Origin of the sequence: uncultured Sunxiuqinia sp., from assembly GCF_963974515.1 — a bacterium.
In the GTDB taxonomy this organism is placed as follows: domain Bacteria; phylum Bacteroidota; class Bacteroidia; order Bacteroidales; family Prolixibacteraceae; genus Sunxiuqinia.
Genome location: NZ_CAXBDD010000012.1, coordinates 39,052 through 64,888, shown reverse-complemented (window position 1 = coordinate 64,888; position 25,837 = coordinate 39,052). Strand labels below are relative to the sequence as shown.

Genomic DNA, 25,837 nt, shown 5'->3' with positions numbered 1-25,837 from the left:
TCATAAATATCACAGCACTATTAACTTTTCTATTTTGCTAATCTAAAGGAGACTGTACAATGAAACTTTCATTCCCCACTCTCCAGCATCAAGCCCATAAACACATCCTCGATCCCCGGATTGGTTTCGAAGACCTGCAGCTTTTGATGCTTTTTGCTCATCAGGTAATGCTCCAGTTCTACCGCCTCCATGCTGTCGTCAACCGGTGTAACATGCACAAACTGCCCGAAGGCATAGGCAGTTTCCACTTTATCCCAGTCGCGCAGATCGCTGATCAGACGGTACATATCACGGGAGCGGGTAGCCAGCAGCGTTCGGGTGTAGTTCTCCACAATGCGGGCCGGACTCTCAATTCGCAGGATCTCACCTTTTTGCATCAGGGCCACACGGTCGCAAAGCCCGGCTTCGTCCATATAAGGCGTTGAAACCAGCATGGTGATTCCCTGTTGTTGCAGCTTTTTAAGCATGTCCCAGAATTCCTTGCGCGAAACAGCATCCACACCTGTGGTGGGTTCGTCGAGTACCAAAATCTTAGGCTTGTGAATCAATGCGCACGACAGCGCCAGCTTTTGCTTCATCCCGCCAGACAGTTTGCCGGCCAGGCGATTCTTAAACGGTTCGATTTGCACATAGATATCTTTGATCAGCTCGTAGTTTTCGGCAATGGTCGTTCCGAAAACCGTCGCGAAAAACTCCAGGTTTTCTTCCACTGTCAGGTCCTGGTAAAGTGAGAAGCGGCCGGGCATGTAGCCGACCAACCGGCGAATCTCCTTGTAATCCCTAACCACATCCAGGCCGCTCATCTCTGCTTCTCCTTCGTCCTGAATAAGCAAGGTCATCAGGATCCGCATCAGCGTGGTTTTGCCAGCTCCATCCGGCCCAATCAGTCCAAAAAGCTCGCCCTTTTTTACTTCGAAGGAGATGTTTTTTAGCGCCTCAGTTGTGTTGTAGGATTTTGATATGTTTTTGACTTTGATCATATTCATATTCAGTGTTCAGTTTCAGTGATCAGTTAAATTGCTCTGCCGCTCCCAAATTTTTCCGGATTCACGATCATGTAATTCATTAGTTTTCCAATTTCCTTATTTTCGTCTTCAACGCTTTGGGGCGTCTCTTTATCAATGTATTTACCAGCAGAAGCAAATTCAAGCCAAACAAGTGTTTCGCTATTTTCGCCGTCAGAATCAGTCAGTTTACTTGTAAAGTGTCGTGGGCAATTTCTTTTGTGGTAGGATTCCGCAATGTTACTGCAAACAGATCTTGATGATCTTCTTATTTGAACAGTGAGTGAATACTTTTTTTCCGCTGGAAAATTTTTCGACCGTTCAAAAATCTCCATTGCTATAGCAAATGCTTTTTTATACGCCAGTAAATCACTATAATCCATTTGATACATTTTTATAGTTAAATATTGGGGCTGACAACTGATCACTTCTTACTGAAATCTGACTTCGCCCGGCATGCCGATTTTCAGGCGGCCATCGTTTTTAACGGCAACTTTCACGGCATAGACCAGCTTCACCCGTTCTTCTTTGGTTTGAATGATCTTGGGTGTAAACTCGGCTTGTGGTGATATCCACCTGACTTCGCCGGTTAAGGTTTGGTTTTTCGTATCATCCTGATCAATCACCACTTCAACCTGCTGGCCTAGCTGGACATTGGGCAGTTGCGCCCCGCTAACATACACCCGCAGATCAAGCTCCGACAGATCCCCCAATTTGACGATGGCCTTTCCCGGAGCAGCCATCTCCCCCAATTCGACGTATTTTTCAAGTACGATCCCACTCATCAGGCTTGTGATAAACGACTTCTCCAGTTTATCCTGAGCAATGGCTAGCTGGGCCTCAAGCACCTCCAACTCACTATTGATAGATATAAACTGCGTATTCAGGCTTTCGAGTTGTTTCTTCATCACTTGCATCTGTCCGTCCACATCATCCACTTGCTGTTGAGTGGCAGCCTGGTCGGCAAAGAGCTTGTGTATGCGTTCCTGGCTAATCTTCAGGTTTTTGATCTGTTCCCTGTGGACTTCAACCTGTGCCTGAAGGTTCACTTTCTTGCTGGCCACTGCCCGCTGTTGCGCTTCCAGTTGCTTGATTTGTAAGTTCAATTGAGTGGTGTCGACCACGGCCAGTAAATCGCCGGCATGAATCTCATCACCCAGCTCCACCGAAAAGCCGATAATCTTGCCTGCCACTTCCGAAGAAATAAGGATTTCATCGGTTTCGAAATTGCCATACGCATCGGATTGCTTGTCATTTTTGTTGCACGACCAAAGTGCAAGTAGTGCTATTGCCAAAAGATATTGAAGTTTCATATTTGTCAGATTTAATCGTTCGTTCCCTGTATATTCCGGTAATTGATTTTAGCAGCTTCCAACTGCACTTTATGCGTTTCGAAGGTGATCCGGGCGCCCATCTCTGCGTTTAAGTCCTGCAAATAATCTGAGGCTGTAATTGTTCCGTTTTCAAGCTTAGAGGCAGCGCTTTTCGTAATTTGCTCCTGCAGTTCAATGAGCTCCCGGTCACGTTCAAGTAGGTCTTGTATTTGTTTAATTTTTCGGTATTCCCCGTCCAGTGCGATGTTAATTTGGCGCTCAAACTGGTGTTGCTGCGTGCTGACCAGTTGTTGCTGAAGTTGAATCACCTCCCGCTCGCGTCGGGTGCTTTTCCAGTCAAAAACGGACCAGTTGACACCAATTCCAACCAAGTAGAAGGTGTCAAACTCGTCGTTCAGCATATTCAGCCCGGGGCGTCCGTAGCCCGCTTGTCCAAAACCAAACAGCTTCGGGTTTCGTTTCTTTTGAAGCAAATCGGACGAAGCCGCCAACACATCGGTCTGTTTTTCAAACAAGCCCAGTTCGGGTCGGTTGAGCTCGCCGGCGAGGCTGATCTCATTGGGTTCGATCACTAGGTGTTGTAAATCGTCCAGGTCCTTGCCAGTTAAAATCGCCAGCGCCGACAACATAGTCTCCCGTTTCGACCGCAACTCTATTTTTTGTTGCTTGATTTTGACTAACTCCGCCAAAATTTGATTCTGTTCCGATTTCAACAATGTTCCGTTTTTTAAAGCCGATTCCATTTGCTTTTTCCGCGCTTCCAGCGTCTCCTGCTTTTTGTCCAGTAAGTCGAGGTTTTGCTGAACCAAAAAGGTGCTAAAAAACAGGCTGTTCACTTGCTCTTTTACTTTGTAAAGCTCTACCTCCACTCCTTGCTGATTCGTTTTCTCCTTGGCTTTCTCCAATAGTTCATTGGCTCTGGTTAGCCCGCCATCCCAAATGTTCTGTTTCACATCCAGGTAGAGTTTATACTGATCTTTGGCGACTTCGGGAATATTAACGGAAGGGAGGCTCAAGCCAATTTCCGTAACATCCGATTGATAGGTCGCTTGTGCGTTCAAACCAACTTGGGGCAGGTAATTGATCCGGATATTTTCCAGCTTCAGCTCTGTCATTTGCTGATATAGCGCTTGTTGCTCCAGTAGCGGATGATACTCCCGAGCCCACTGCTGGCAATCAGTCAGCGTCACCTGTTCCTGCCCCAGTACCAGTTGAACCGGGAACAACAGCCACAGAAATAATTGTCTTCTAATTTTCATTGGTTTTCTGTTTTTTTCATTTACAGTGTTTCCTGTATTCTACAGCGGGGAAATGGCCCGCAGTACAAATTGTTTCACCTCTTGCTTGCGTTCTTCAAAGAAATCCTGGGTGGCTTGCTTGTCTTCGTTGAAAAGGACAAAATTGATGACTGGTTTCGCGGCAAAAGGGAAAATGCACATCGAAAGCACATGCACCACCAGGTGCTTCGGATTCATCCGGATGATCTCCTTACGGTCCATTGCTTCTTCAATTATTTCGAAAATCGGGGCGGGGGAGAAGCCATGTTTCAGCACGAGTTTGAAAAACATGGACGGATCGCGGTTTACCTCTTTCAAAATGAAAGCTGGCAGGTATGGGTGTTTATACAACAAGTCCAGGTAGGTATCGATCACTTGTTCCACTTTTAACAAAAAGGGCTGATCTGCCTGGAGGATTTGCCCAATCTTTGGGAAAGCAAAGCTAAGTATCCGGCTAAAAATGGCATCGAATAATTTGTCTTTACTTCTAAAATAATAATGCAGTAAAGCTTTGTTAATACCTGCCGCGTCAGCTATTTCCTGCATGCGGGCACCATCCATGCCTTTTTTGATGAAGATGTTTTTGGCTGCATCCAATATTTTTTCTTCTGTATTGTCCTTTTTTGCATTCATTTGATTTGAGTTTTGCAATTTCAGTATAAAAACGAATCACTGAATTAACCATGTGGTTAAACTGTATGGGCAAAACTAGTTGCTTCAAAAATAAAATGCAAGTGTTTTAACCAAAAACTTTAACCAGATGGTTAATTTATTTTTTTGAGAGCATTTCGTTCTGTTTTTATGCCGGTTAGCATTATACTCTTAGCCAATGAAAAAATTTGCTCATAGGTATTCCAGATTTTACTATCTTCACGATTCAACTAAATTACTACGGATGAAAAAATTAAAACTCAAGAAACGAGGCTTGCTATTTCTAGTTGCAAGTATCTTTTTTATTGGCGCGTGTCAAACGAAAGAAGAAGAAAAAGGGTGGATTCAACTTTTCAATGGAAAAGACCTAAACGATTGGCAGATAAAAATTGCCGGACATGATTTGGGTGAAAACTACAACAACACGTTTCGGGTTGAAGATGGCCTGTTGAAAGTTCGTTACGACCAATACGAAACTTTTAATGGTGAGTTTGCACACCTGTTTTACAAACAGGATTATTCGCACTACAAGATGCGGATAGAGTATCGTTTTGTGGGAGAACAAGTGACCAACGGACCAGGTTGGGCGTTTCGCAACAGTGGAATCATGATTCACGGTCAAAGCGCTGAAAGCATGGAGAAAAACCAGGATTTCCCGACATCAATAGAAGTTCAGCTGCTTGGAGGAAACGGAACCGACGAGCGTTCGAACATGAACTTGTGCACGCCGGGAACCAACGTAGTGATGGATGGAGAACTGGTGCTTGACCACTGCATTAATTCCAGCTCGCGAACGTTTCACGGTGATGGTTGGGTGACAGCCGAAATCGAAGTTTGTGGCGATTCCATCATCAAGCATATTGTGGACGGACAGGTGGTGATGCAGTACATGCAGCCACAGCTGGATGAGCGCGACGCAACTTACCAGAGACTATTGCCGCCAGATGGAAATAAATTATTAAAAGGTGGTTCCATCTCCTTGCAGGGCGAAAGCCATCCCATTGATTTCAGAAAAGTTGAATTGCTGAATTTGGGCGACGATTGCGAATAGCTTCGCTTGATGGTCGAATTAACTGAGGAATCGCACAAAACTATTCAATAGCAGCAGGCTACCGTAAAAAGTGGACATTAAGCTTCTACGGTAGCTGAAAATTGAAGTCAATTCTTATCATTTTTTAACAAACAAGTTCAGGGACGTCTTGTTATGTTATAGACAAAATTGCGACATGAAGATTGAAGTCAATAAAAAGGCGCCGGCCTTTCACGAAACACAGATTTTAATCCATGCACCAGCTGAAAAAGTTTACAAGGTGCTTACATCGGTTAACAATTGGCCAGCCTGGCAAAATGAGGTAACCGACGCACATTTGGATGGTCTGGCTATGGCAGGGAAGCAATTTATATGGAAAGCCGGAGGATTTAAAATTAAGTCGAAAATTCATACAGCAGATCCACCTGAGGAGTTGGGATGGACTGGGAGAGTGCTATGGATTAAAGCCGTCCACAACTGGACTTTAATCTCGGAAGGACGGTCAACCCGGGTGATAGTTCAGGAAAGCCTGGAAGGATTTCTAGCCGGCTTGATGCAAAAAACACTCACCAAAGGCATGGCGCAAAATCTTTACGAACTGAAATTGGAAGCTGAAAAGCCCGATTAATGACCTAATAGTGCTTTTTCCTTGATTTGACGATTTGCCCTGCGGTTCGAATAGTTGAGGATCAGTAAAGCCGAGGCAATCACTAACATGCCCAATACCGAAACCAAGTCGGGAGATTCGTCGGGGATGATCATCCAGCTTAAAATAGCGCCGGCAACCGGGATTAGGAATTTCCAGGTATTGAGCACCGAAACTTTTACACCCGGGCGTTGCAGCAGGCTAAACCAAATGGTAAACGCAGCGGCAGACAAAAAACTCAACCAGCCCAAGGCAACAAAGTACTCAAAGGATACCGTTCTCAGCCCGTAGCCTTCAATGGGAACGGAAATAAGAATCAAACCGATTCCACCAAACAAAAGCGACGAAGAACTCAATACGGTTGGGGCAAGATTTTTTGGTTTTTTGGCCACCCACACATTGGAAAAACCTGAGGCAAAGTTATTCATCAACAGCAAAGCCACACCCAGCATGCTAATTTTAACACCCGATGGCAATTCACTTCGACCCAAACTGATGACCGCTACTCCAATCACGCCCAGCAAAATACTGGTACTTTTCAGCCAATCCATTTTATCATCATGAAAACTGAAATGCGACACGACCGAGATAAACAAGGGGGACGAGCCAATAATCATGGCGGCAATGGAGGCCGGCAATAAGGCGATTCCCGAATAGAAGAACATGTACTGTATAACCGTTTGAAGCACCGCAATCAGTAAAATAAACCGCCAGTGTTCCACCAACTGCTTCCGGTAATTTCCGTAGTTGTTGAAGTACAGCAGCAACATCAGCCCCGAAAGGGTAAAACGAACTCCGGCAAACTGGAATGGGCTGTGGTATTGCAAACCAATTTTCACTCCAACAAATGCTGAAGACCAGAGCAAGCTGGCTAAGATGGCCAGAAAGATGGTATTGGAAAATAGATTTTTCAAGTGATCCTGAATATTAATAATACGTTTTTCGAGCACTAGGCACCGGCGATAACAGTGTAAAACTCCGATTCAATGAAATATTGACAAGCTAACGCTTGTAATTTTTCCGGTGTAATGTTGATCAAAGTCTGATAATACTGCTCGTGGAAACGATGATCCAGCCCAAAATCGACTACTGAACGAAACGACTGGGCCTGCGCAAAAGGCCCATCAAAATCGCGGATAAACTCACCCAGCAAATACTGCTGTACGCGTTTCAATTCCTTCTCCGGAACCGGTTCTTCCCGTAGTCGTTTCAACTCTGCATAAACTTCGGTAATGGTGTCATTCACATAAGCTTGATCGGTTTCTGTAGCAATCACCAAGTAGCCGGCTTCATTTAAACTGAAAATTGACGAGCCAATTCCATAAGTGTAGCCTTTCTCCTCACGAATGTTAGCCATCAGTCGGGAACTAAAATAGCCGCCCAGGATAGTGTTCAACACCTGCAACCCATGAAAGTCCGGATGGTCTTTCTTCACCAACAGGCAGCCAATTCGAATGGCAGATTGAATGGCATCTTTCTTTTTGACATGATTTATTTTTTTGTCGGAAGAGTGGATGGAGAACTCAGGTAGCACCATTTTTTCTCCCTGCCAATCATCGCCACCAAAGTGCTGATTTAGCATTTCGGCCAACTGCTGATCGGTGTTTCCAGTCGCCAGAATCCGGCAATTACCCGATCGGTAGAACTTGGAGTAGAAGCCATATAAATCATCTCTGGAAATGGCATGGAAATCTTCTTTTCTGACTTTCTGCGAATAAGGATGTTGATTTCCGAAGAGCACCTCTGAAAACTTTTTCTGGCACAGTACTTTCACTTTCTTATTTTCCAGCATGAAACGCTGCTTGCGTCGGTTGATAAGGGTTTCAAACTCGTGTTCTTCAAAGGAGGAATGCTTGATCAAATCTTCGACAACCGGAAGAAGATGCGGCAAGTGTTTATTCAAGCTGATCAGACTTACGGTTCCAAAATGATGATCAACCACGAACTGGATATAAGCCCCACGGAAATCCATGATTTCGGCGATCTGAGCACCCGAATGGCGTTTGCTCCCTTCCTGCATCATCGCATTAGCCATTGCCGACTGCAAGGGCTTGCTTTCATGCCAAAGCCCGGCATCAAAAATAAAATCGAGCCGGGTAACTTCCTGTGTTCCCGCATTCAGTATGTGAACCGGCAACCCATTGTTTAACTGAATGGCTTGCGGCACCATAATCACTGGTTTGGCGGCTTCGGTTATGGTAGGTTGTTTGGTGCGGTCAATCATTTTCGGGCTAAATAATTTAATTGTGAACAATTGGTTTCCTGAAAAAGCTGTTGAGCCTGCCGCATTAAATTCGCGCTACTCACCGAACGGTAGAGGTCCACTTGTTCGTTGATGCGTTCAGCACGGTCAATATTTTCAAAATTAGCCAGCTCCTGCGCAATGTTTAGGTAGCTCATTTGCGAATAGACCAGGTTGGCTTCCAGTTTATTTTTAATTTTCTCGAGTTCCACGGCTGACACCAATTCAGTCTGCATGATCTTCAGTTCCTTCCAAATAGCTGTTTTCGCTTGGTCAATACTCACGCCATCAGCCAATTTCCCGGAGACAATAAACAAGCCGGGGTCATGATCGCCTGAAAGGTAAGCGTCTAACTCCACAAACAGTTTCTGCTCTTTAATCAATCGTTGGTACATTCGCGAGCTGTTTCCGTTGGACAGCACATCCGAAATCAGGTCGCAAACATAGTATTCATATTGCCGGCGATCGGGCATATGGAAAGCCAGGTATAAAGCCGTGTCCGGCACATCGCGCTCCACAGTCTTCTCACGGAACTCCGCTTGAATGGGTTCTTTGGGAAGGTTCGCTTTGGAAACCTTCCGGTTGGGAATCGGTCCAAACCACTTTTTTGCCAGTTGGAGGCATTCCTCCGGGTCAACATGTCCGCTTAAAATCAGGGCGGCATTGTCTGGCGCGTAAAACCGGAAGAAGAAATCTTTCACCTCCTCCAAACTGGCATCAGCAATGTGGCTGATTTCCTTACCAATGGTTTGCCACTGATAGGGGTGAACCCGGAAGGCTAGTTCGCGCAACAGTGGCCACACATCGCCATAGGGCTGGTTGAGGTTGCGCTGCTTGAATTCTTCAATCACAACATTTTTCTGGATGTTCAGTTTTTCTTCCGAGAAGTCGAGTTCCATCATGCGGTCCGATTCCAGCCAAAAACCTGTTTCCAGGTTTTCCTTGGGAATGGTGAGGTAGTAATTTGTTAAATCGTTGGTAGTGTATGCATTGTTTTCGCCACCTGCATGTTGAAGTGCTTCGTCGTAGTCAGGAATATTTTTGGTTCCGCCAAACATGAGGTGCTCAAACAAGTGGGCAAAGCCAGTTCGGTTGGGATTCTCGTTTTTTGCCCCAACGTGGTAACAAACATCCAGTGCCACCATGGGCGTAGAATAGTCGGGATAGATGAGTATTTGAAGCCCGTTTTCGAGCTGGTAGCGTTGGAATTTGATCATAGATTAGAATGAAAAATTAGCACCTTCAACAAGCTCGTGGCGCACTTGTTCATACTCTGAAACAATGCGGTTCATCAATTCAGCAACGGAAGGAATATCTTCGAACTGGGCCGAAACCTGGCCAATTTCCAGTTCGCCTTCTTCCATATCACCTTCAAACATGCCCCGCTTGGCACGCCCTTTACTCAAGAGCATTTTTAGTTCTTCTGAATCAGCACCCCGCGATTCCGCTTCGTTTACCCGGTTAAAAAACTCATTCTTCACCAAGCGAACAGGAGCCAGTTTTTTCAAGGCCAGTTTGGTGCCTCCTTCGCCGAGCCCGGCAACCAGTTGCTTGAAGTTTTCGTGTGCCGACGACTCCTGAGTCAGGGCAAAGCGCGAGCCGATTTGAACACCGTCGGCTCCCAAGGCCATAGCTGCCAACATGGCCCGTCCGCTGCCGATTCCGCCAGCCGCCAACAGAGGAAGTGTTATCGCTTTCCGCACTGTCGGAATCAAGCTTATGGTCGTGGTTTCTTCCCGGCCATTGTGCCCGCCAGCTTCAAAGCCTTCGGCAACAATCGCATCAACGCCGGCTTCTTCGCATTTAGCGGCAAAAACAGCACTGGACACCACATGCGCCACCACGATTCCACGTTCCTTCAGCCAGCCAGTCCACTTTTTCGGACTTCCAGCTGATGTAAAAACAATGGGCACCTTTTCGGCTGCAATCACCTTCATTATTTCCTCAATCTGAGGATACAGCAAGGGTACATTTACCCCGAAAGGCTTATCCGTAGCTTTTTTCGTTTTCTGAATGTGTTCCAGTAAAATTTCGGGGTGCATCGATCCGGAACCTATGAGACCTAAACCTCCGTTGTTGCTAACGGCCGAGGCTAGTTTCCATCCACTGCACCAAACCATTCCACCTTGAATAATGGGATATTTAATGCTAAAAAGTTTTGTTATTCGGTTTTGCATTTTTTTTTTCTGAAAAAGCCTGTTCTATAAAAGCAGGATGATTAATGAGAATGCAAAGGTAGTACAAATGCAGATGATAAGAAATGATGTGGAGAATACCTTGGCCGGAGGAACTGGAAAATCCGGATCAATCAAAATTTTTTGTTTTTAAGTGTAAATCGCGTTGAGGAAAAGGAATTTCCACCTTGTGTTCACGGAATAGATGATCAATTTCAAAGCGCAAGTCACTTTTGATATTTTCAACCACAAAATCGTTGGCGGTCCAGAAATAGAGCTCGAAATCGAGTGACGATTCTCCAAAATCCTTGAAGCGCACGAATGCAGCCGGGGTCTTTACAATCATGGAATGATCCTTTGCAGCCTTGAGCAGGATGCGTTCGACCAACCGTACGTCGGAACCGTACGCAACTCCAACTCCCACATAGAAGCGGGTTACATCGGCATTGTGGCTCCAGTTAATGACATGTTGGCCTGTAAATCGGGAGTTTGGAACAATGATGACCACATTGTCGCGGGTCAGAATCTTGGATACACGAACTCCGATATCCAGTACCCGGCCAACTACGCCTTCCATCTCCACCACATCGTTGACTTTAACCGACCCATCAAATAAAATAATGATTCCAGAGAAGAAGTCATTAAAAATATGCTGCAATCCAAAGCCAACGCCAATCAGCAAGGCTGAAACACTGGCAACCAGCAAGGTCACTTTAAAGCCTAGTGAACCGATTACAATGATGATGCCGATCATCCAGATGACATACTTGACAATTTGCAGAAATGATTTGCCCCTGCCAATTTCAAGCTTTTTGTTTTCGATACGTTGATCGAACCAATATTCAACAGCGAATGACAGGCCGCTAATCACGTAGAGTATGATCAGAATGATCAGAACATTGTATATCCGAAACTGGAACTTTTCGTCCGCATACAGCTCGTATCCAAGAACGGAAGAGACTTGGATATTCAGCACTTTTAGAATAAGCAAGAAAAAGATTGTCCACACCAACAACCGGCCTCCCTGGTATAAAAAACGAGTAAAGCGTGATGAAAGATGCTTTTGGGTACTCAGCTTTCGTATGAGTCGATGGGTCATTTGCATCACGATAAAGCCGATCGTCAGCAACGCTGTAATCAAAATCAGGTCCAGTAGGCTAAACTCAAAACCACCGGATTGAAACAAAATGATATTTTTCAAACTAGTCAACATCGTCAATGTCAATAATAATATTTTCCAGGGCGTTGCTTAGATCAATGACTGAGATATTCTGCATGAGTTTGCCCAATTCTGCTATTGATATGTTTCCGGTTTCTTCGGAAACAACAATGGCAAAAGCATCCGTATTTTCGGTAATTCCAACTGCTGCACGGTGTCGTAATCCAAGCAGAGGGTTCAGATCCTCTTTATTGGTCAATGGCATGATACAGCGGGCAGCCGCTATTTTGTTCCGGTTAATAATCACCGCGCCGTCATGCAAAGGTGTATTTTTCGAAAAAATGGTTTCCAACAAAGCGTCCGAAATCCGCGCATTAATTTTCTCACCGGTGCGGACATATTCTTTCAGTTCCGAGTTTTGTGCAATTACAATCAAAGCACCTGTTTTGGTTTTGGCCATATTTTCGCACGCTCTCGAAATCATTTTCAGATGCTGTCCGGAAGCGGATTTTGCTTTTCCTGAAGTAAATAATTGTTCAATACTTAAAAAACGGTTGACCTGCGGATTACTTCCAATGAGCAACAAAAAACGACGGATTTCAGGTTGAAAAACAACAATCAGCGCTAAAATACCCACGCCGATAAACTGGCCCATGAAAGAACCCAGGAGTTCCATGTTGAGAGCCCGTACCAGCAACCAGAAAAGGTAAACCAGAAAAAGGCCAATGAAAATATTGAATGCTACGGTTCCTTTAATCAACAAGTAAAGCTGGTAAAGCAGAAAAGCAACCAGCAGAATGTCTAAAACATCCAGAAACCGTAAAGTGATAAATAAACTCATAAATTAGCTACTTCTTTCAGCTTGGTAAAAATCCGGACCGATTCAGCCGCTTCTTTAACATCGTGTACCCTCAAAATGTCAGCTCCCCCCAGTAACGCCATGGTATTAGCTGTAATGGTTCCCCCCAGGCTTTCATCGGCCGAAACGTTTAACAGCTTTTGAATCATGGATTTTCGACTGACACCGGCCAATACCGGAAGTTGAAAAACCTTAAACGCATCCAGCCTGTTCAGAAGGTCATAGTTGTGATCGACCGTTTTGCCAAAGCCGAAACCCGGATCCAGAATCACATCTTTTACTCCAGCTTTGGTGAGTTTGCGTACTTTCTCAGAAAAGTATTTTGAAATATCCTTAATGATATCTTCATACTGCGGGTCGTCCTGCATGGTTTGCGGCGTTCCCTGGATGTGCATCAAAATATAAGGCAAACCTAGTTTTCCAACCGTATCAAACATGTGCGTGTCAAAATCACCGCCCGAAATATCGTTCACAATGCAATCCCCGCATTCATCAACAACCCGCAAAGCCACCCACGAACGAAAGGTGTCAATTGAGATGGGGGCGTCGGGAAACCTTTTTCTGACCGCAGAAACTGCCGGTAACAAGCGGGTCAATTCTTCTTTGGTTGACATGATCCCGGCTCCAGGACGCGTTGACATGGCGCCAATATCAATGATGGCAGCTCCCTGCTCCAGCATCTCTTCGGCGTGTCGCACGATGGCATCTTCGGTAGCATATTTACCGCCATCGAAGAACGAGTCGGGGCTTACATTCAAAATTCCCATAACGATGGGATTACTTAGGTCGATGAGGTGACCATTCAGGTTGATCGAATGTTTTCGTTTGAAAAACTTGCTGGCAGAACTAGTGATCAACATACAACATAAGAGTTTGATGAGTTCGACAATGGTTCTTACAAAAGTAAGATAAAGCCAACAAAATACGCATTTAATTTCTATTTTTATGGCGCAATTTTAAAAGCTGAACATGGAAAAAACCATTCAACAATACAATCACGTCATAGAAATCTGCGAAGATATTTTTTTAAAGAAGATGAGCGACTACGGTGTGGCGTGGCGTATCTTGCGCCCCAGCTCAATGACTGACCAGATTTTTATTAAAGCCCAGCGGATTAGAAGTATCGAAATGAAAGGCACCATGAAAGTGGATGAGGACAGCCGCTCGGAATACATTGGCATTATCAATTACTGTATTATGGCGCTGATTCAGCTTGAAAAAGGCATTGCTGATGACGACGACCTGACGAAGGAGGAAACTCACAAGCTTTATTTAGACTATTTCAACCAGGCCAAAAGCCTGATGCAAAATAAGAATCACGACTATGACGAAGCCTGGCGACAGATGCGAATCAGCTCCATTACCGACCTAATTTTGATGAAAATCAAGCGCACGAAACAGATCGAAGATCATGCCGGGCAGACAATTATATCGGAAGGAATTGACGCAAATTACCTCGACATGATCAATTATGCTGTTTTTGCGTTAATAAAGCTTGAATTTAAAGCATAATACAATGAAAATTTTTTGGCACATCGCACGCATCTTACTTGGCTTGGTCTTCATTTTTTCTGGGTTTGTAAAGGGAATTGATCCCTGGGGAATGGCCTACAAGTTTACTGATTATTTCAATGCTTGGGGAATGGAATCGATGACTTCGCTGGCTTTTCCGCTCGGAGTTTTGTTATCGGCCGTTGAGTTTATTATCGGTGTGGCGTTGGTGCTGAATGTCTTCATCTCTCTTTTTTCGCTGTTGAGCCTCGTCACGATGGGGTTTTTTACCGTGCTTACGCTCATTGTTGCCATTCAAAACCCTGTTACTGACTGTGGATGCTTTGGCGATGCGCTGATTCTTACCAACTGGGAAACCTTTTCAAAGAATATTTTCTTTTTAGCTCTTGCTGTGGTCGTATTTGTGTACCGAAAGAAATTCAAGCCTGCGCATTTCCCTTTAATTGCGACAATTATGGCGGGAGCAACCGTGCTAGTTTTTGCCTATCTGGTTGATTATTCTTACAATCACTTGCCGATCATCGATTTTCGCCCTTACAAAACCGGGGTGAATATTCCTGAAGGAATGAAAGTACCCGACGATGCTCCGAAGGATGTTTACGAAAATACGTTCCATTACAAGAATAAAAATACCGGCGAGATCAAACAATTCAACCAGGAAAACTACCCATGGCAAGATACCCTGAATTGGGAGTTTGAGTCGATGGAAGATCCGGTGCTGGTTCAAAAAGGCTATGAAGCACCCATTCACAATTTCTTTATTGAAACGCCCGACGGCGAGGATATCAAAGATTTTTTCTTGTACGACGAAAATTACACCTTCTTCTACATTGCCCATAATCTCGAAAAATCAGATTTGTCCAATATGCCGGCAATCAATGAGCTGGCCCAATTTGCCGAAGAAAATGGGATGAACTTCATCGGGCTCACTTCGTCGATGTTTGATGAGATTGATGAATTTCGAGATGAAAATGACATCCGGTTCGAGCTGTTCAATGCCGATGAAATCACCCTCAAAACCATGATCCGCTCAAATCCGGGACTGATCCTCATCAAAAACGGGACAATTATGGAGAAATGGCACTACAACGACATTCCAACCATTGAGGAATTTGAAATGCAACTGGCGTATTTCAAGCAATTGGGGAAATAATTCGGAAAAAATCTTCCGCAGAAAGATAAGCAAAGGGCAAATAAAGAATCCTGAAGGAATTCGATAATTGCTGAAGGCAATCGAGCCTCCACAACATTTTGAAGTTATCAGGATCCCTCTGTCAAATCAAAAAAAAAATAATTGCAAATAAATCAGAAGCTTTCAGCATGCGGGAGGCCTCTGGTCAATCATTCGAGGTAACATGATTGCAGAGCAGGTAACATGCCTGTTCTTTTATGTTGATGTCCAGGGGATTTGTATCATGAATTTCTAAATTGGTATCATAGTTTCAAAGCTTTCGGCTGGTCGTGTTTTATTTTTGAATTAGAATTTTAAACCAATAATTCGAATGAAAACACAAAACGTATTCACAGTCGCAGTCATCATTGCTCTTGGAGGCTTTCTTTTTGGTTATGATATTGCCATGATGTCTGGGACAACATCGCAGCTGGAGCGAACCTTTAGTTTAGACAGTTTCTGGTTGGGGTTTACGGTTGCTGTGGCCATCCTCGGAACAATCGTTGGCACCTTAATCATCGGTAAGCCAGCCGAGAAGTTTGGACGACGTCGGTCTTTAATTTTACTATCGGGTCTGTTTGCTCTTTCCACTATCGGAAGCGCCACGGCGATGAATTGGGAGCTGTTGTTGTTCTTTCGCTTTTTAACGGGGATCTTGTTGGGATGCATTTCGGTAGTTACACCGATGTATATTGCCGAAATTTCACCTGCCAAACAGCGTGGGCAGCTGGTTTTACTCAACCAGTTTTTTGTGGTAACCGCTATTTTCTTGGCATTTGTGGTCAATTATTTTTTGGCACAAGCTTTTGCAGGTTCTTCCTGGCGCTGGATGATTGGCGTGGAGTCTATTCCGGCCAGTTTGTTTTTTCTTTTGCTTTTTCTGGTTCCAGAGTCTCCGCGTTGGCTGGTCAATCAAGATCGGGTGGATGAAGCCTTAGTGGTGTTTAAACGGATTCGGGCCGAACACCCCGAAAATGAAGTGGCCATTGTGAAAAAATCGGTTGAGCAGGAACTGAAGCAGGGGCATGGAAAATTGTTTGTCAGGGAAAACCGCTACCCGATAATATTTGCCATTATGATTGCTGCTTTTAACCAGCTGGCCGGCATTAATGCCATTATGATTTATGCGCCGCGCGTATTCGAAATGGCCGGATTTGGAACTGATGCCGCCTTGTTACAATCTATTTCCATCGGTGCCACCAACTTGTTATTTACCTTCGTCGCCCTGTTTTTGATCGACCGTTACGGACGCCGCACGTTGCTCATGATCGGTTCGGTTGGGATGGTCTTTTTCCTGGGCATGCTTTCCAAGGCTTTTTTCACCAATAATTTCTCCGAGCTTGGTGGTTATGGGGTGATGATTTACCTGATGGGGTTCATCGCTTTCTTCGCCTTTTCGCAAGGGGCTGTACTATGGGTCTTTATTTCTGAAATATTCCCCAATAAAGTGCGGTCGAAAGGACAAGCGCTGGGAACATTCACCCACTGGATAATGGCTGCGGCGTTGATCTGGGGATTTCCAATTTTCGCTGAAATGCCTGGAATTGGAGGCGGTCCTTCTTTCGCCTTTTTCGCCATCATGATGGTGCTCCACTTTTTCTTTGCCTGGAAAGTAATTCCTGAAACCAAAGGAAAATCGCTCGAAGAAATTCAATTGGAACTAACAAAACGCAGTCAATCTTCTAACTAAAATAACGATGAAAATTACGAACAAACAGATTCTGTGCATCGGCGAAGTGCTGTGGGACCGCTTGCCTTCGGGGGCAAAGCCCGGTGGCGCGCCTATGAATGTCGCCTTACATTTGCACGCGATCGGACAAGACGCTTCCATTGCCAGCCGCATTGGTAATGACCAGCCAGGCAGGGACCTGAAAACTTTTCTTGAGAACTCGGGATTAAGTACCGAATTCATCCAGACTGACGAGAACCTTCCAACCAGTGAGGTGCTTGTTCATCTGGATGAAAATAACAATGCCACCTACGAGATTTGCGAACCGGTTGCCTGGGATAATTTGCAGCTGACCGAATCGCTGGCTGAAAAAGCGAAAAAATCAGGCGTTCTTATTTACGGGTCGCTTGCATCCCGGAATCAGCAGAGCCGCCAAACACTACTGAAATTACTCGAAGTAGATGCTTTAAAACTGATCGATGTCAATCTTCGGAAGCCATATGAAAGAAGAGAATTGGTTGAACCATTGCTCCGAAAATCGGACGTCATTAAACTGAATGATGACGAATTGTCGGTTTTTGCGGCTTGGCATGCGAAACAAGATCTTGATGAACAACAGCTGATTGAATGGGTGGCCGATCACTATGATGCTAAACTGGTATGTGTAACCAAAGGTGAAAACGGCGCCCGTCTGTTTTGCGAAGGCCGTTTCTACAATCATGCCGGCTTTAAAATCAACGCTGTTGATACGGTTGGAGCCGGAGATGCTTTTCTTGCCGGTTTGCTCGCTGCGCTATTCGACCACAAGACTTACGACGAAGCCTTGGCTTTTGCCTGTGCAACCGGAGCTTTTGTTGCCTCAAAAGCGGGGGCTACTCCTGAATACAACATGCAGGAGATTGAACGAATTTTATTTTCTAACTAAACTAGTCTAATTATGAACAAAACAATTGATTTGAAAAAAATGGCCAGAGGATTTTTAGTCATCCTTTGGTGTGTCCTTTCGATTGGTGCTTTTGCACAGCAAGTAACTATAACCGGGGTGGTTTCGGAGGAGTCTGGAGCTTCGTTGCCGGGGGTTACTATTATTGAGAAAGGTACAACGAATGGAACGATTACTGATTTTGATGGAGCATACTCCATATCGGTTTCTCCCAATGCAACGCTGCAATTTTCATTTGTGGGCATGCAGCCCAAGGAAGTCTTGGTGTCTGGGCAATCGGTTATCAATACTACTTTGCAAGAAGAGACCATCGGCATCGAAGAGGTGGTTGCCGTTGGTTATGGAATCCAGCGGAAAGCGGATTTGACCGGGGCGATCGAAGTCGTCAAGATGAAGTCGATTGAAAACCTGAGTATGTCATCTGGAAACACCATGCAGGCCTTGCAAGGCCAGGTGCCGGGCCTTTATATTGAAAAGACGGGATCGCCGAACGCATCTAACAGCAGGATATTGATACGAGGCGTGAATACCCTGGGTGATAATAATCCGCTTTACATTATTGATGGGGTGCCCACCAAACGGCCGGAAGTTTTTCAAAGTTTGGGAGGAGCCATTGAGTCAATACAAGTGTTGAAAGACGCTTCCGCGTCTTCAATCTATGGTGCAAGGGCCTCCAACGGTGTCGTCATTGTTACCACCAAAGATGGATCAAAAAAAGGAGAGGGCTTAAGTATTCGGTTTAATTCGAATATCTCGATCCAATCTGAGAAATCGCAACGCTTTGACATGATGAATTCCCTGGATCGGGGACGCGTTCTTTGGCGTGCTTCTGTTAATGACCGTGTTAGTCCTGATTCTGGCTACGGCGAAATTTATGATTTTGATTGGAACGGTGATTTTGACAACCCAGTGCTGAATAGTATCAGCGTTCAGCCGTACGTTGGCGGCGACCAGAATGTTCCGGTAGGAGATACCGATTGGCAGGACGAAGCTTATAAAACCGGCTATGTCACCAACAATGAATTGACGATTTCGGGTGGAGACGACAAATCGTCGGTTTTAATGAACCTGGGCTACATCAATAATTCGGGAATGCTAAAGTACACCGATTACGATCGAATTACAGCGCGTGTCAATGGGTATACCAGTTTCTTCGACAAAAAATTGAAGATTGGGATGAATACACAATTTGTTTCTTCAAACGAAACTTTACAGACCATTGACTTGGGGAGTGCTCCAACTCCCGGACTGGCTATTAATTTGGCTCCTACAATTCCGGTGTTTACGAGCGATGGCGACTATGCAGGTCCATTGGGGTCTGGTTATTCCGATCGGAATAACCCCGTTCACATGCAATACATCAATCGTTGGGACAATGCCAATAAGACTTTTTTCTTTGGAAATGTCTATGCCGAAATCCAACCGGTTAAAAATTTAACTTTCAGAACGACAGTAGGAGTTGACTATTCAACTTTCGAAGACAAGGACTATGAACTGAGCTTTACCGAAGGGTTTATTGCCCGTTCAGTGAATAGTCTCATTATTACCACCAATAAATTTACCAGTGTCACCTGGTCCAATACGCTAAACTATAATCTTGATCTGGGCGAAAGCCGGTTCGATTTCTTGTTGGGAGTGGAAGCAGTGGCCGATGATTACAGTGATTTAATCGGACGAAAAGATGGGTTTGCTACCCAGACCAAAGAGTTTATGGTCTTAAGTGCTGGTACTTCTGGTGGAAATAGTTTTGGATCAGGCACATCAAGCCGGTTACTTTCGCAGTTCGGAAAAATTAACTATAATCTTTCTGACAAGTACCTGGCGTCTGTTACCATCAGGCGAGATGGTTCATCGCGGTTTGGTGCCGACAACCGTTATGGTGTTTTTCCTGCCGCAACTTTTGGCTGGCGGATATCCGAGGAAGCATTCATGGATCGGTACAGGAATTTGTCGAACTTAAAACTTCGTTTGGGAGCCGGTCGCGTAGGAAACCAGGATATTGGTGACTTTGCCAGCTTGGGATTATTTCAACCACGTTATGGAACAGCTGCCATTCAGGTGAGCGATGTGGGCCATGTCGAGTTTTTTGATCAGTATTGGAATGTGGGTACAGCCTATGATTTGGGTGGTATTAACACCGGGAACCTGCCTTCTGGTTTTGCAGCCGTACAGGGAGCAAACCCAGCATTGAAATGGGAAACAACCGATGAATTCAATGCGGGAATTGATTTCGGATTTTACAACAGTAAACTGATCGCCGCGTTTGATTACTTTTCACGTAAAACCAGCGACATTCTGATTATTCCCCCCGTGGCATCAGCCGTGGGTGAAGGACAGCAGAAATTTCTGAACGGGGCCACGAAGGAAAATAAAGGGTGGGAATTCGCAATCAGTTATTTTTCGGAACGGAGAAATGATTTTTCCTATGAAATTACCGCTCAAGCGAGCCATTTTGCTGATCAAATTACCGAACTTCCGGAAGAAGTACGAACGGCTTATCCGGGTAACGTTGAGCAATCGATTCTGGGGCATTCCGAACTTTCCATTTTTGGATATGAAACCGATGGGCTTTTCCAAAGCCAGGCTGAGGTTGATGCACACGCGGAGCAAATTGGAGCAGCGCCGGGAAGGATCCGCTATAAAGATTTGAACGGCGATGAGGTGATCAATGATCTGGATCAAAAATTCTTGGGTACGCTGTTGCCAGATCTGGAATACAGCTTGAGAGTCAGCCTCAACTACAAGGATTTTGATTTTTCTGTGTTCGGGTCAGGTATCATGAATAAAACAAGCTTCGACCTTTACTCGCAGGCCAATCAATTGGTTAGGGGTAGAGATAATGGAGGCCCTGGGTTGCTAAATGCCTGGACTCCAGAGAATCCCAATACAAGTATTCCTGCGCTGACCTTGAGTGACAGGAATGGCGAATTGGTGAAGACTTCAGATTTTTTCTTTGTCGATGCTTCCTACTTCAAACTAAGAAATGTCCAACTGGGCTATAATCTGCCAAAGACAATTACGGAAAGTATAGGTTTGGAACAAGTGCGGGTCTATACCATGGTCGACAACTTGTTTGTTATCAAAAGCAAAAAGTTTGAAGGCCCTGATCCTGAACGAACCAATACCGATGATATTCCGATTCCAAAAACGATCTCATTTGGTGTGAATGTTTCCTTATAATAAGAAAAAAAACGAATGATTATGAAATACAATAATAGCTATTCAATAGTTGTCCTGCTGGCATTTCTTTTTGCCTCATGCAGTGATTATCTCGAAACCGAACCTCAGGGGGCAGTCTCTGCCGGGTCGCCAACTGTAGAGGGGGCTGAAGGTCTGGTGGTGGCAGCCTATGCCGCGATTGGCAATGACGATATGATTGGAATGATGTCGAACATGTGGGCCTACGGCAGCGTCCGCTCAGATGATGCCTACAAAGGGGGTGGCGGAACCGGTGACGTGGCAGATATCAACTTCTATGAACAGTACAACCTGACCCGGCCTGACCAGGGATGGTTGCACCCGTATACCTGGGAGAATTTCTACCGGGCTATTTCCAGGGCTAATTCGGCTTTGCGAACACTCAATGAGCTGACAGATGAGGAATACCCAAACAGAACGAGCCGCATTGCAGAGGCTCGGTTTTTAAGGGGGCACTCTTATTTTGTTCTCAAAACCTTGTTTAAGTACATTCCATTCATTGATGAAACGATGTCGAACGAGGAAATATTGGAAGTAACAAACCGCGTCTATTCCAACGATGAGTTGTGGAGCAAAATTGCCGAGGATTTTGAGTTTGCGATGGATAATTTGCCTGAAACCCAACCCGAAGTAGGACGAGCCAATAAGTATGCTGCCATAGCCTACCTGGCTAAGCTACGGTTGTACCAAGCTTATGAACAGGACGAAGACAACCAGGTGACAACGATTAATCAGTCGCGTTTACAAGAGGTGGTTGATTTAAGCGAAATGGTAATCGCCTCGAACAAGTATGACTTACAACCTGACTTTGCTGAAAATTTCCTCGACGGCTATGACAATGGGGTAGAATCTATTTTTGCCGTTCAGTTTTCGATTGCCGATGGAACATTCTACGGGCGGCTTAGCTTTGCAACCGGACTGAACTATCCCCATGGTGCGCCTCAATACGGCTGTTGCGGTTTTCATGCGCCCAGCCAAAACATGGTCAATGCCTTTGCTACCAGCGCGAATGGGCTGCCTAAATTCGACAGTTTTAATGATGTCGAGCTAAGTGCAGCCGACATTACTCCCGATGGTGTCACCGTTGATCCCCGAATTGATCATACCGTTGGAATGGATGGACATCCCTACAAGTATCGCAATGATGACGCCTATATTTTCAGTAACAGCTGGGTAAGAGACCCAGGTGTGTATGGATTTTTCCATACCATGAAAGAGCAGCAAGCGGCCGATTGTTCCTGCTACAAAAAAGAAGGTCCGTTCATTGGAACATCAGTTAACACGGACATTATTCGCTATGCTGACGTCTTGTTGTGGCAAGCCGAGGCCTATATTGAGTTGGGCCAGCACGACCTGGCAATGCCGTTAATCAACCAGGTGAGGGCCCGTGCTGCCCAAAGTACAGGAAGGTTAACCTTTGCTGACGGCACTCCTCCATCCAATTATATGGTGGATGAATATGACGGCGTAAACCTTAGCTGGACTCAAGAAAATGCGCGCGAAGCGTTGCGTTGGGAACGTCGGCTAGAGTTTGCCTGCGAAGGGCCTCGTTTCTTTGATCTGGTTCGCTGGGGCATTGCCGAAGAAACCTTGAACGCCTACCTGACCAAAGAAAAAACCCGGAGGGACTTCTTAAATGAAGCTGTGTTCACGGCTGGAAGAGATGAATACTATCCGATTCCTCAAAGGGAAATTGATTTTACGAAAGGCTTGTATACACAGAATGCGGGCTACTAAAAACTAAATGGTGTAAATTGCGGGATGATCTCCAGCGGTCACCCCGCATTTCCATCGCTGGCGCAGTATGCCTTGTTCCTTGTTTGCTAACTTACAATTCGATTCGATGGACTCAAAAATAATTTTGACAATCGTATTATTTCTGTCTTTAGCCGGATGTAACCGGAATGCCGGCATCAATGAAAAGGAGGTTTCCGGCATCCACTTTGGTCTGGACCAGATGAAGCTGGGTGACCCGGTCGGATTGCTGTTTTACGATGAAGAATACCATCTTTTCTACCAATGCGAAGATGCGGAAGAACGGGCTTCCTGGGGGCACGCCAAAAGCAAGGATCTGATCCGTTGGGAAACGATGAATCTCGCGCTTGAGTCGGATCCCGGAGAGAAAGTGGGTTCCGGAAGTATTGTGATTGATTGGAACCACACATCAGGCCTGGGTGAGGAAAAACCTCCGTTTGTTGGCACCTATGTTATCAAGGGAATTGACGCTTCGGATAACGACGGAACTCAAACGCTGGGGGTTGCCGTCAGTCAGGACCAAGGTAATTCCTGGACGAAACTCCCTGAGAAGAAAATAGAATTGGCAAACAGCTATGAACCAATAAGGGATACCAAAATTGTTTGGCACGAAGAAACACAACGGTGGATTATGTTGGTGCTGACCGGCTATGAGGTCCGGTTTTATGCTTCAGATGATTTGTTGAACTGGGAGTATACTAGTGTTATTGGCGAAGACATCTTGTTGAAAACAGGCCAGTGGACGAACCTGGATTTCTTCCCAATAGACAGCCAATGGGCCCTTTTTATTAGTGGTGATTCCGGATCTCCAAACGAAGGAAGTGGAATTCAGTATTTTATTGGCGAATTTGATGGCTATACCTATCAATCATTGGATGATAAGCAGAAATGGCTCGATAATGGAAGTGATGTTTACGCTGGTGTTACCCATAGCGATTTGCAGCTTAATCAGGCTCCGGTGCTGATCGGACGGATCTTTAACCAGAAGTATGGATCTCCATCCAATGAAATCAATCTTGGCAATACCTTTTCATTTCCAAGAAAATTATTTCTGAAAGAAAAATACGGACAGCATTATATCTCCTCTAAACCAATAGAAATCGGAGATGAGATTCGGATTTCAGGCCAAGTGGTCAATGACCAGGAAGTGGCTGGTGAACTAGAGTTGAAAATGCCGGAACTTCCATTTGAGATCGATTTGTCTATTGATGTCAATAACCGCTTGTATCTCGACATGGCAGAAGCATTTGGGATTCGTTTTTCCTCCGAAAACGGGGATCAACTGCTGATTGGCTACCATGCCTTGCGGCGTTATTTCTTTATTTCGAATGTTCGGAAAACAGAAGAAGACCCGAAAGCAATGGACCATTTTGAATACATGCCGTATATGATCGACCAGCCGGTGATGGAGGTCAAAATAATTGTCGATCATTCTTCCGTGGAGCTGTTTGCCGTTGATGGGGATGTCTCATTAACCCGAAAATTGCTTCAGCCCAATGAATGGAATAAGCTGGTTGTATTCACGGAGAACGGGCGAATCAAGCTAAATGAAGCAAGACTGGCCGGACTTCAATCAATGAATGAGAAAAACGATTAAAAAACTAGACACATGAATAAAATAACAGGTTTAATCGCCATGCTGATGATAATCGCCGTGGCATGTACGGGAACAAAAGAAAAGGAAGCAGATGCGCAAACAGAGGCAGAAGGTTACTACCAGGAGCCCTATCGTCCGCAATTTCATTTCTCGCCTGAATTTGGGTGGATGAACGATCCGAACGGAATGGTTTATTACGAAGGGGAGTACCATCTGTTTTATCAATATTACCCCGACAGCACCGTGTGGGGACCGATGCACTGGGGCCATGCCACCAGTACCGACCTGATTCACTGGGAGCATCTTCCCATTGCCCTGTATCCCGATAGTTTGGGGTATATCTTTTCGGGCAGTGCGGTGGTGGACTGGAACAACACCAGCGGGTTTGGTTCGGAAGAGAATCCGCCGCTGATTGCCATTTTTACTTACCACGACATGGAAGTGGAAAAGGCCGGTGGACTCGAAGATGAAACACAAGCAATTGCCTATAGCCTCGATAAGGGCAGAAGCTGGACCAAATACGAAGGCAACCCGGTAGTCGAAAACCCCGGAGTTGCTGATTTTCGCGATCCCAACGTGATTTGGCATGAGGAAACCCAAAAGTGGATCATGGTGCTTTCGGTGCAGGACCGGGTGCATCTTTACTCATCTGAAAATTTGAAGGACTGGCAATTTGAAAGCGAGTTTGGCCACGATGCCGGTTCGCATGGTGGCGTTTGGGAGTGTCCCGATTTATTTCCCCTGCCTGTTGAGGGAACGGATCAGACTAAATGGGTTTTGCTGTTAAACATCAACCCAGGTGGACCCAACGGAGGATCGGCCAACCAGTATTTTACCGGTGAATTTGATGGGCACACCTTTGTGGCCGATACCAAGGAAACCCGATGGGTGGATTATGGACGGGACAATTATGCCGGAGTCACCTGGTCGGATGTGCCAAAAGAAGATGGACGGCGGATTTTCATTGGATGGATGAGCAACTGGAATTATGCGCAGGTAGTGCCAACCGAAAAATGGCGCAGTGCGATGACCATTCCACGAAAATTGAGCCTGAAAGATGAAAAGGGAATGGCCCATCTAATTTCAGAACCAGTGTCGGAGTTGGCTGGATTGCGTGTTGTGGGTTCTGAAAAAAGCATCGAGGCCCAAACCTTCAGCGAAATGAAAAGCATCGATTTAGGCGATCTGGATCTATCGAAAAGCGAATTGCTGATCGAGTTTCAGGCTGGTGAAGCGGGATCATTCGGGATTAGCTTGGGTAACGATCAGGAGGAAGTCTTAACTATCGGCTATTCATCAGCAGACAAACAACTGTTTGTTGATCGTACAAAGGCTGGTAAAAGCGATTTTTCATCTGATTTTGCCAGCATTTCAACGGCACCTTATGAGGCAGGCGAACAAATCAAGTTTCATATTTATATTGATGTGGCTTCGGTGGAGGTTTTTGTCGACAACGGAAACCGGGTGCTGACCGAAATCTATTTTTCAACCACACCCACAAACAGCTTAAAGCTTTTTGCAAACGGTGGAGTTGTTGAGCTGACCAGCCTGACGGCGCACGAACTAAAACGGATCTGGTAGGATTCGGATTGAGGTAAATACGAAGACACCAAGTC

At 45.3% G+C, this 25,837-nt stretch carries 22 protein-coding genes; 10 read left to right on the top strand and 12 right to left on the bottom strand.

Annotation, left to right across the window (positions count from 1 at the left end; translation table 11 throughout):
* Window positions 1-68 precede the first annotated feature (68 nt).
* From AAC033_RS05390 to AAC033_RS05370, 5 genes are read right to left on the bottom strand one after another with little or no spacing between them, the layout of a single operon-like run.
* Window positions 69-986, bottom strand: coding sequence for an ABC transporter ATP-binding protein (locus AAC033_RS05390; RefSeq protein ID WP_339736200.1), 918 nt, complete (start codon window positions 984-986; stop codon window positions 69-71).
* A gap of 26 nt (window positions 987-1,012) precedes the next feature.
* Entirely contained in the window at window positions 1,013-1,387 is a 375-nt protein-coding gene (locus AAC033_RS05385) for a four helix bundle protein (protein ID WP_339736198.1), read from the bottom strand.
* A 48-nt stretch (window positions 1,388-1,435) separates the two neighbouring features.
* Window positions 1,436-2,317, bottom strand: coding sequence for an efflux RND transporter periplasmic adaptor subunit (locus AAC033_RS05380; RefSeq protein ID WP_339736196.1), 882 nt, complete (start codon window positions 2,315-2,317; stop codon window positions 1,436-1,438).
* A gap of 11 nt (window positions 2,318-2,328) precedes the next feature.
* Entirely contained in the window at window positions 2,329-3,597 is a 1,269-nt protein-coding gene (locus AAC033_RS05375) for a TolC family protein (RefSeq protein WP_339736194.1), read from the bottom strand.
* Window positions 3,598-3,636: 39 nt separating this feature from the next.
* Window positions 3,637-4,248, bottom strand: a complete 612-nt coding sequence (locus AAC033_RS05370) for a helix-turn-helix domain-containing protein (RefSeq protein ID WP_339736192.1) — start codon at window positions 4,246-4,248, stop codon at window positions 3,637-3,639.
* Between the two features lie 262 nt (window positions 4,249-4,510).
* On the opposite strand from AAC033_RS05370, the gene AAC033_RS05365 reads away from it, so the two are divergent.
* Together AAC033_RS05365 and AAC033_RS05360 are read left to right on the top strand one after the other, a co-directional pair.
* Window positions 4,511-5,317, top strand: coding sequence for a DUF1080 domain-containing protein (locus tag AAC033_RS05365; protein WP_339736190.1), 807 nt, complete (start codon window positions 4,511-4,513; stop codon window positions 5,315-5,317).
* 175 nt (window positions 5,318-5,492) lie between these two features.
* The gene (locus AAC033_RS05360; RefSeq protein ID WP_339736188.1) at window positions 5,493-5,924 is read left to right on the top strand and encodes an SRPBCC family protein; all 432 of its coding nucleotides are present in this window, start codon (window positions 5,493-5,495) and stop codon (window positions 5,922-5,924) included.
* Here AAC033_RS05360 and AAC033_RS05355 read toward each other — a convergent pair.
* The 7 genes from AAC033_RS05355 to folP all read right to left on the bottom strand — a co-directional run bounded on the left by AAC033_RS05355 (window position 5,921) and on the right by folP (window position 13,236).
* Window positions 5,921-6,856, bottom strand: a complete 936-nt coding sequence (locus tag AAC033_RS05355) for a DMT family transporter (RefSeq protein ID WP_339736186.1) — start codon at window positions 6,854-6,856, stop codon at window positions 5,921-5,923. The two genes, AAC033_RS05360 and AAC033_RS05355, sit on opposite strands and share 4 nt — an antisense overlap.
* Before the next feature lie 35 nt (window positions 6,857-6,891).
* Window positions 6,892-8,166, bottom strand: coding sequence for a pitrilysin family protein (locus AAC033_RS05350; RefSeq protein WP_339736184.1), 1,275 nt, complete (start codon window positions 8,164-8,166; stop codon window positions 6,892-6,894).
* The gene (locus AAC033_RS05345; protein WP_339736182.1) at window positions 8,163-9,401 is read right to left on the bottom strand and encodes a pitrilysin family protein; all 1,239 of its coding nucleotides are present in this window, start codon (window positions 9,399-9,401) and stop codon (window positions 8,163-8,165) included. Before AAC033_RS05345 ends, AAC033_RS05350 begins: the two co-directional genes overlap by 4 nt.
* Window positions 9,402-9,404: 3 nt before the next feature.
* Window positions 9,405-10,361 carry a nitronate monooxygenase gene (locus AAC033_RS05340; protein ID WP_339736180.1) on the bottom strand — a complete coding sequence of 319 codons (957 nt, stop codon included), beginning with the start codon at window positions 10,359-10,361 and terminating at the stop codon, window positions 9,405-9,407.
* 127 nt (window positions 10,362-10,488) lie between these two features.
* The gene (locus AAC033_RS05335) at window positions 10,489-11,559 is read right to left on the bottom strand and encodes a mechanosensitive ion channel domain-containing protein (RefSeq protein WP_339736178.1); all 1,071 of its coding nucleotides are present in this window, start codon (window positions 11,557-11,559) and stop codon (window positions 10,489-10,491) included.
* Window position 11,560: 1 nt separating this feature from the next.
* Window positions 11,561-12,358 carry a diadenylate cyclase CdaA gene (gene cdaA, locus AAC033_RS05330; protein WP_339736176.1) on the bottom strand — a complete coding sequence of 266 codons (798 nt, stop codon included), beginning with the start codon at window positions 12,356-12,358 and terminating at the stop codon, window positions 11,561-11,563.
* The gene (folP, locus tag AAC033_RS05325) at window positions 12,355-13,236 is read right to left on the bottom strand and encodes a dihydropteroate synthase (protein ID WP_339736174.1); all 882 of its coding nucleotides are present in this window, start codon (window positions 13,234-13,236) and stop codon (window positions 12,355-12,357) included. The genes cdaA and folP overlap by 4 nt, the downstream gene beginning before the upstream one ends.
* A 109-nt stretch (window positions 13,237-13,345) precedes the next feature.
* On the opposite strand from folP, the gene AAC033_RS05320 reads away from it, so the two are divergent.
* The 8 genes from AAC033_RS05320 (at window position 13,346) to AAC033_RS05285 (ending at window position 25,802) form a co-directional block, all read left to right on the top strand.
* A complete protein-coding gene (locus tag AAC033_RS05320; RefSeq protein ID WP_339736172.1) occupies window positions 13,346-13,888 on the top strand; it encodes a DUF1599 domain-containing protein in 543 nt (180 codons plus the stop codon).
* A gap of 4 nt (window positions 13,889-13,892) precedes the next feature.
* On the top strand, window positions 13,893-15,041 hold the full coding sequence (locus AAC033_RS05315) for a BT_3928 family protein (RefSeq protein ID WP_339736170.1): 1,149 nt from the start codon (window positions 13,893-13,895) through the stop codon (window positions 15,039-15,041).
* A gap of 349 nt (window positions 15,042-15,390) precedes the next feature.
* Complete coding sequence (locus AAC033_RS05310; protein WP_339736168.1) at window positions 15,391-16,749, top strand: sugar porter family MFS transporter; 1,359 nt, start codon at window positions 15,391-15,393, stop codon at window positions 16,747-16,749.
* Between the two features lie 7 nt (window positions 16,750-16,756).
* Window positions 16,757-17,653, top strand: coding sequence for a carbohydrate kinase (locus tag AAC033_RS05305; RefSeq protein WP_339736166.1), 897 nt, complete (start codon window positions 16,757-16,759; stop codon window positions 17,651-17,653).
* Window positions 17,654-17,665: 12 nt separating this feature from the next.
* Window positions 17,666-20,851 (top strand): TonB-dependent receptor, encoded by a 3,186-nt coding sequence (locus tag AAC033_RS05300; RefSeq protein WP_339736164.1) that lies wholly within the window; start codon window positions 17,666-17,668, stop codon window positions 20,849-20,851.
* Window positions 20,852-20,872: 21 nt separating this feature from the next.
* Complete coding sequence (locus AAC033_RS05295) at window positions 20,873-22,606, top strand: RagB/SusD family nutrient uptake outer membrane protein (RefSeq protein WP_339736162.1); 1,734 nt, start codon at window positions 20,873-20,875, stop codon at window positions 22,604-22,606.
* 106 nt (window positions 22,607-22,712) lie between these two features.
* Window positions 22,713-24,221, top strand: a complete 1,509-nt coding sequence (locus tag AAC033_RS05290) for a glycoside hydrolase family 32 protein (protein WP_339736160.1) — start codon at window positions 22,713-22,715, stop codon at window positions 24,219-24,221.
* 12 nt (window positions 24,222-24,233) lie between these two features.
* Window positions 24,234-25,802 carry a glycoside hydrolase family 32 protein gene (locus AAC033_RS05285; protein WP_339736158.1) on the top strand — a complete coding sequence of 523 codons (1,569 nt, stop codon included), beginning with the start codon at window positions 24,234-24,236 and terminating at the stop codon, window positions 25,800-25,802.
* The last annotated feature ends 35 nt before the right edge of the window (window positions 25,803-25,837 follow it).

What these genes read in the sequence shown, in the direction of transcription:
- AAC033_RS05370 (WP_339736192.1), bottom strand. Translation starts at nt 4,248, where the DNA reads ATGAATGCAAAAAAGGACAATACAGAAGAAAAAATATTGGATGCAGCC.
- AAC033_RS05340 (WP_339736180.1), bottom strand. Translation starts at nt 10,361, where the DNA reads ATGCAAAACCGAATAACAAAACTTTTTAGCATTAAATATCCCATTATT.
- cdaA (WP_339736176.1), bottom strand. Translation starts at nt 12,358, where the DNA reads ATGAGTTTATTTATCACTTTACGGTTTCTGGATGTTTTAGACATTCTG.
- AAC033_RS05375 (WP_339736194.1), bottom strand. Translation starts at nt 3,597, where the DNA reads ATGAAAATTAGAAGACAATTATTTCTGTGGCTGTTGTTCCCGGTTCAA.
- AAC033_RS05380 (WP_339736196.1), bottom strand. Translation starts at nt 2,317, where the DNA reads ATGAAACTTCAATATCTTTTGGCAATAGCACTACTTGCACTTTGGTCG.
- AAC033_RS05390 (WP_339736200.1), bottom strand. Translation starts at nt 986, where the DNA reads ATGAATATGATCAAAGTCAAAAACATATCAAAATCCTACAACACAACT.
- AAC033_RS05315 (WP_339736170.1), top strand. Translation starts at nt 13,893, where the DNA reads ATGAAAATTTTTTGGCACATCGCACGCATCTTACTTGGCTTGGTCTTC.
- folP (WP_339736174.1), bottom strand. Translation starts at nt 13,236, where the DNA reads ATGTTGATCACTAGTTCTGCCAGCAAGTTTTTCAAACGAAAACATTCG.
- AAC033_RS05300 (WP_339736164.1), top strand. Translation starts at nt 17,666, where the DNA reads ATGAACAAAACAATTGATTTGAAAAAAATGGCCAGAGGATTTTTAGTC.
- AAC033_RS05295 (WP_339736162.1), top strand. Translation starts at nt 20,873, where the DNA reads ATGAAATACAATAATAGCTATTCAATAGTTGTCCTGCTGGCATTTCTT.
- AAC033_RS05345 (WP_339736182.1), bottom strand. Translation starts at nt 9,401, where the DNA reads ATGATCAAATTCCAACGCTACCAGCTCGAAAACGGGCTTCAAATACTC.
- AAC033_RS05365 (WP_339736190.1), top strand. Translation starts at nt 4,511, where the DNA reads ATGAAAAAATTAAAACTCAAGAAACGAGGCTTGCTATTTCTAGTTGCA.
- AAC033_RS05360 (WP_339736188.1), top strand. Translation starts at nt 5,493, where the DNA reads ATGAAGATTGAAGTCAATAAAAAGGCGCCGGCCTTTCACGAAACACAG.
- AAC033_RS05290 (WP_339736160.1), top strand. Translation starts at nt 22,713, where the DNA reads ATGGACTCAAAAATAATTTTGACAATCGTATTATTTCTGTCTTTAGCC.
- AAC033_RS05385 (WP_339736198.1), bottom strand. Translation starts at nt 1,387, where the DNA reads ATGGATTATAGTGATTTACTGGCGTATAAAAAAGCATTTGCTATAGCA.
- AAC033_RS05285 (WP_339736158.1), top strand. Translation starts at nt 24,234, where the DNA reads ATGAATAAAATAACAGGTTTAATCGCCATGCTGATGATAATCGCCGTG.
- AAC033_RS05350 (WP_339736184.1), bottom strand. Translation starts at nt 8,166, where the DNA reads ATGATTGACCGCACCAAACAACCTACCATAACCGAAGCCGCCAAACCA.
- AAC033_RS05310 (WP_339736168.1), top strand. Translation starts at nt 15,391, where the DNA reads ATGAAAACACAAAACGTATTCACAGTCGCAGTCATCATTGCTCTTGGA.
- AAC033_RS05305 (WP_339736166.1), top strand. Translation starts at nt 16,757, where the DNA reads ATGAAAATTACGAACAAACAGATTCTGTGCATCGGCGAAGTGCTGTGG.
- AAC033_RS05320 (WP_339736172.1), top strand. Translation starts at nt 13,346, where the DNA reads ATGGAAAAAACCATTCAACAATACAATCACGTCATAGAAATCTGCGAA.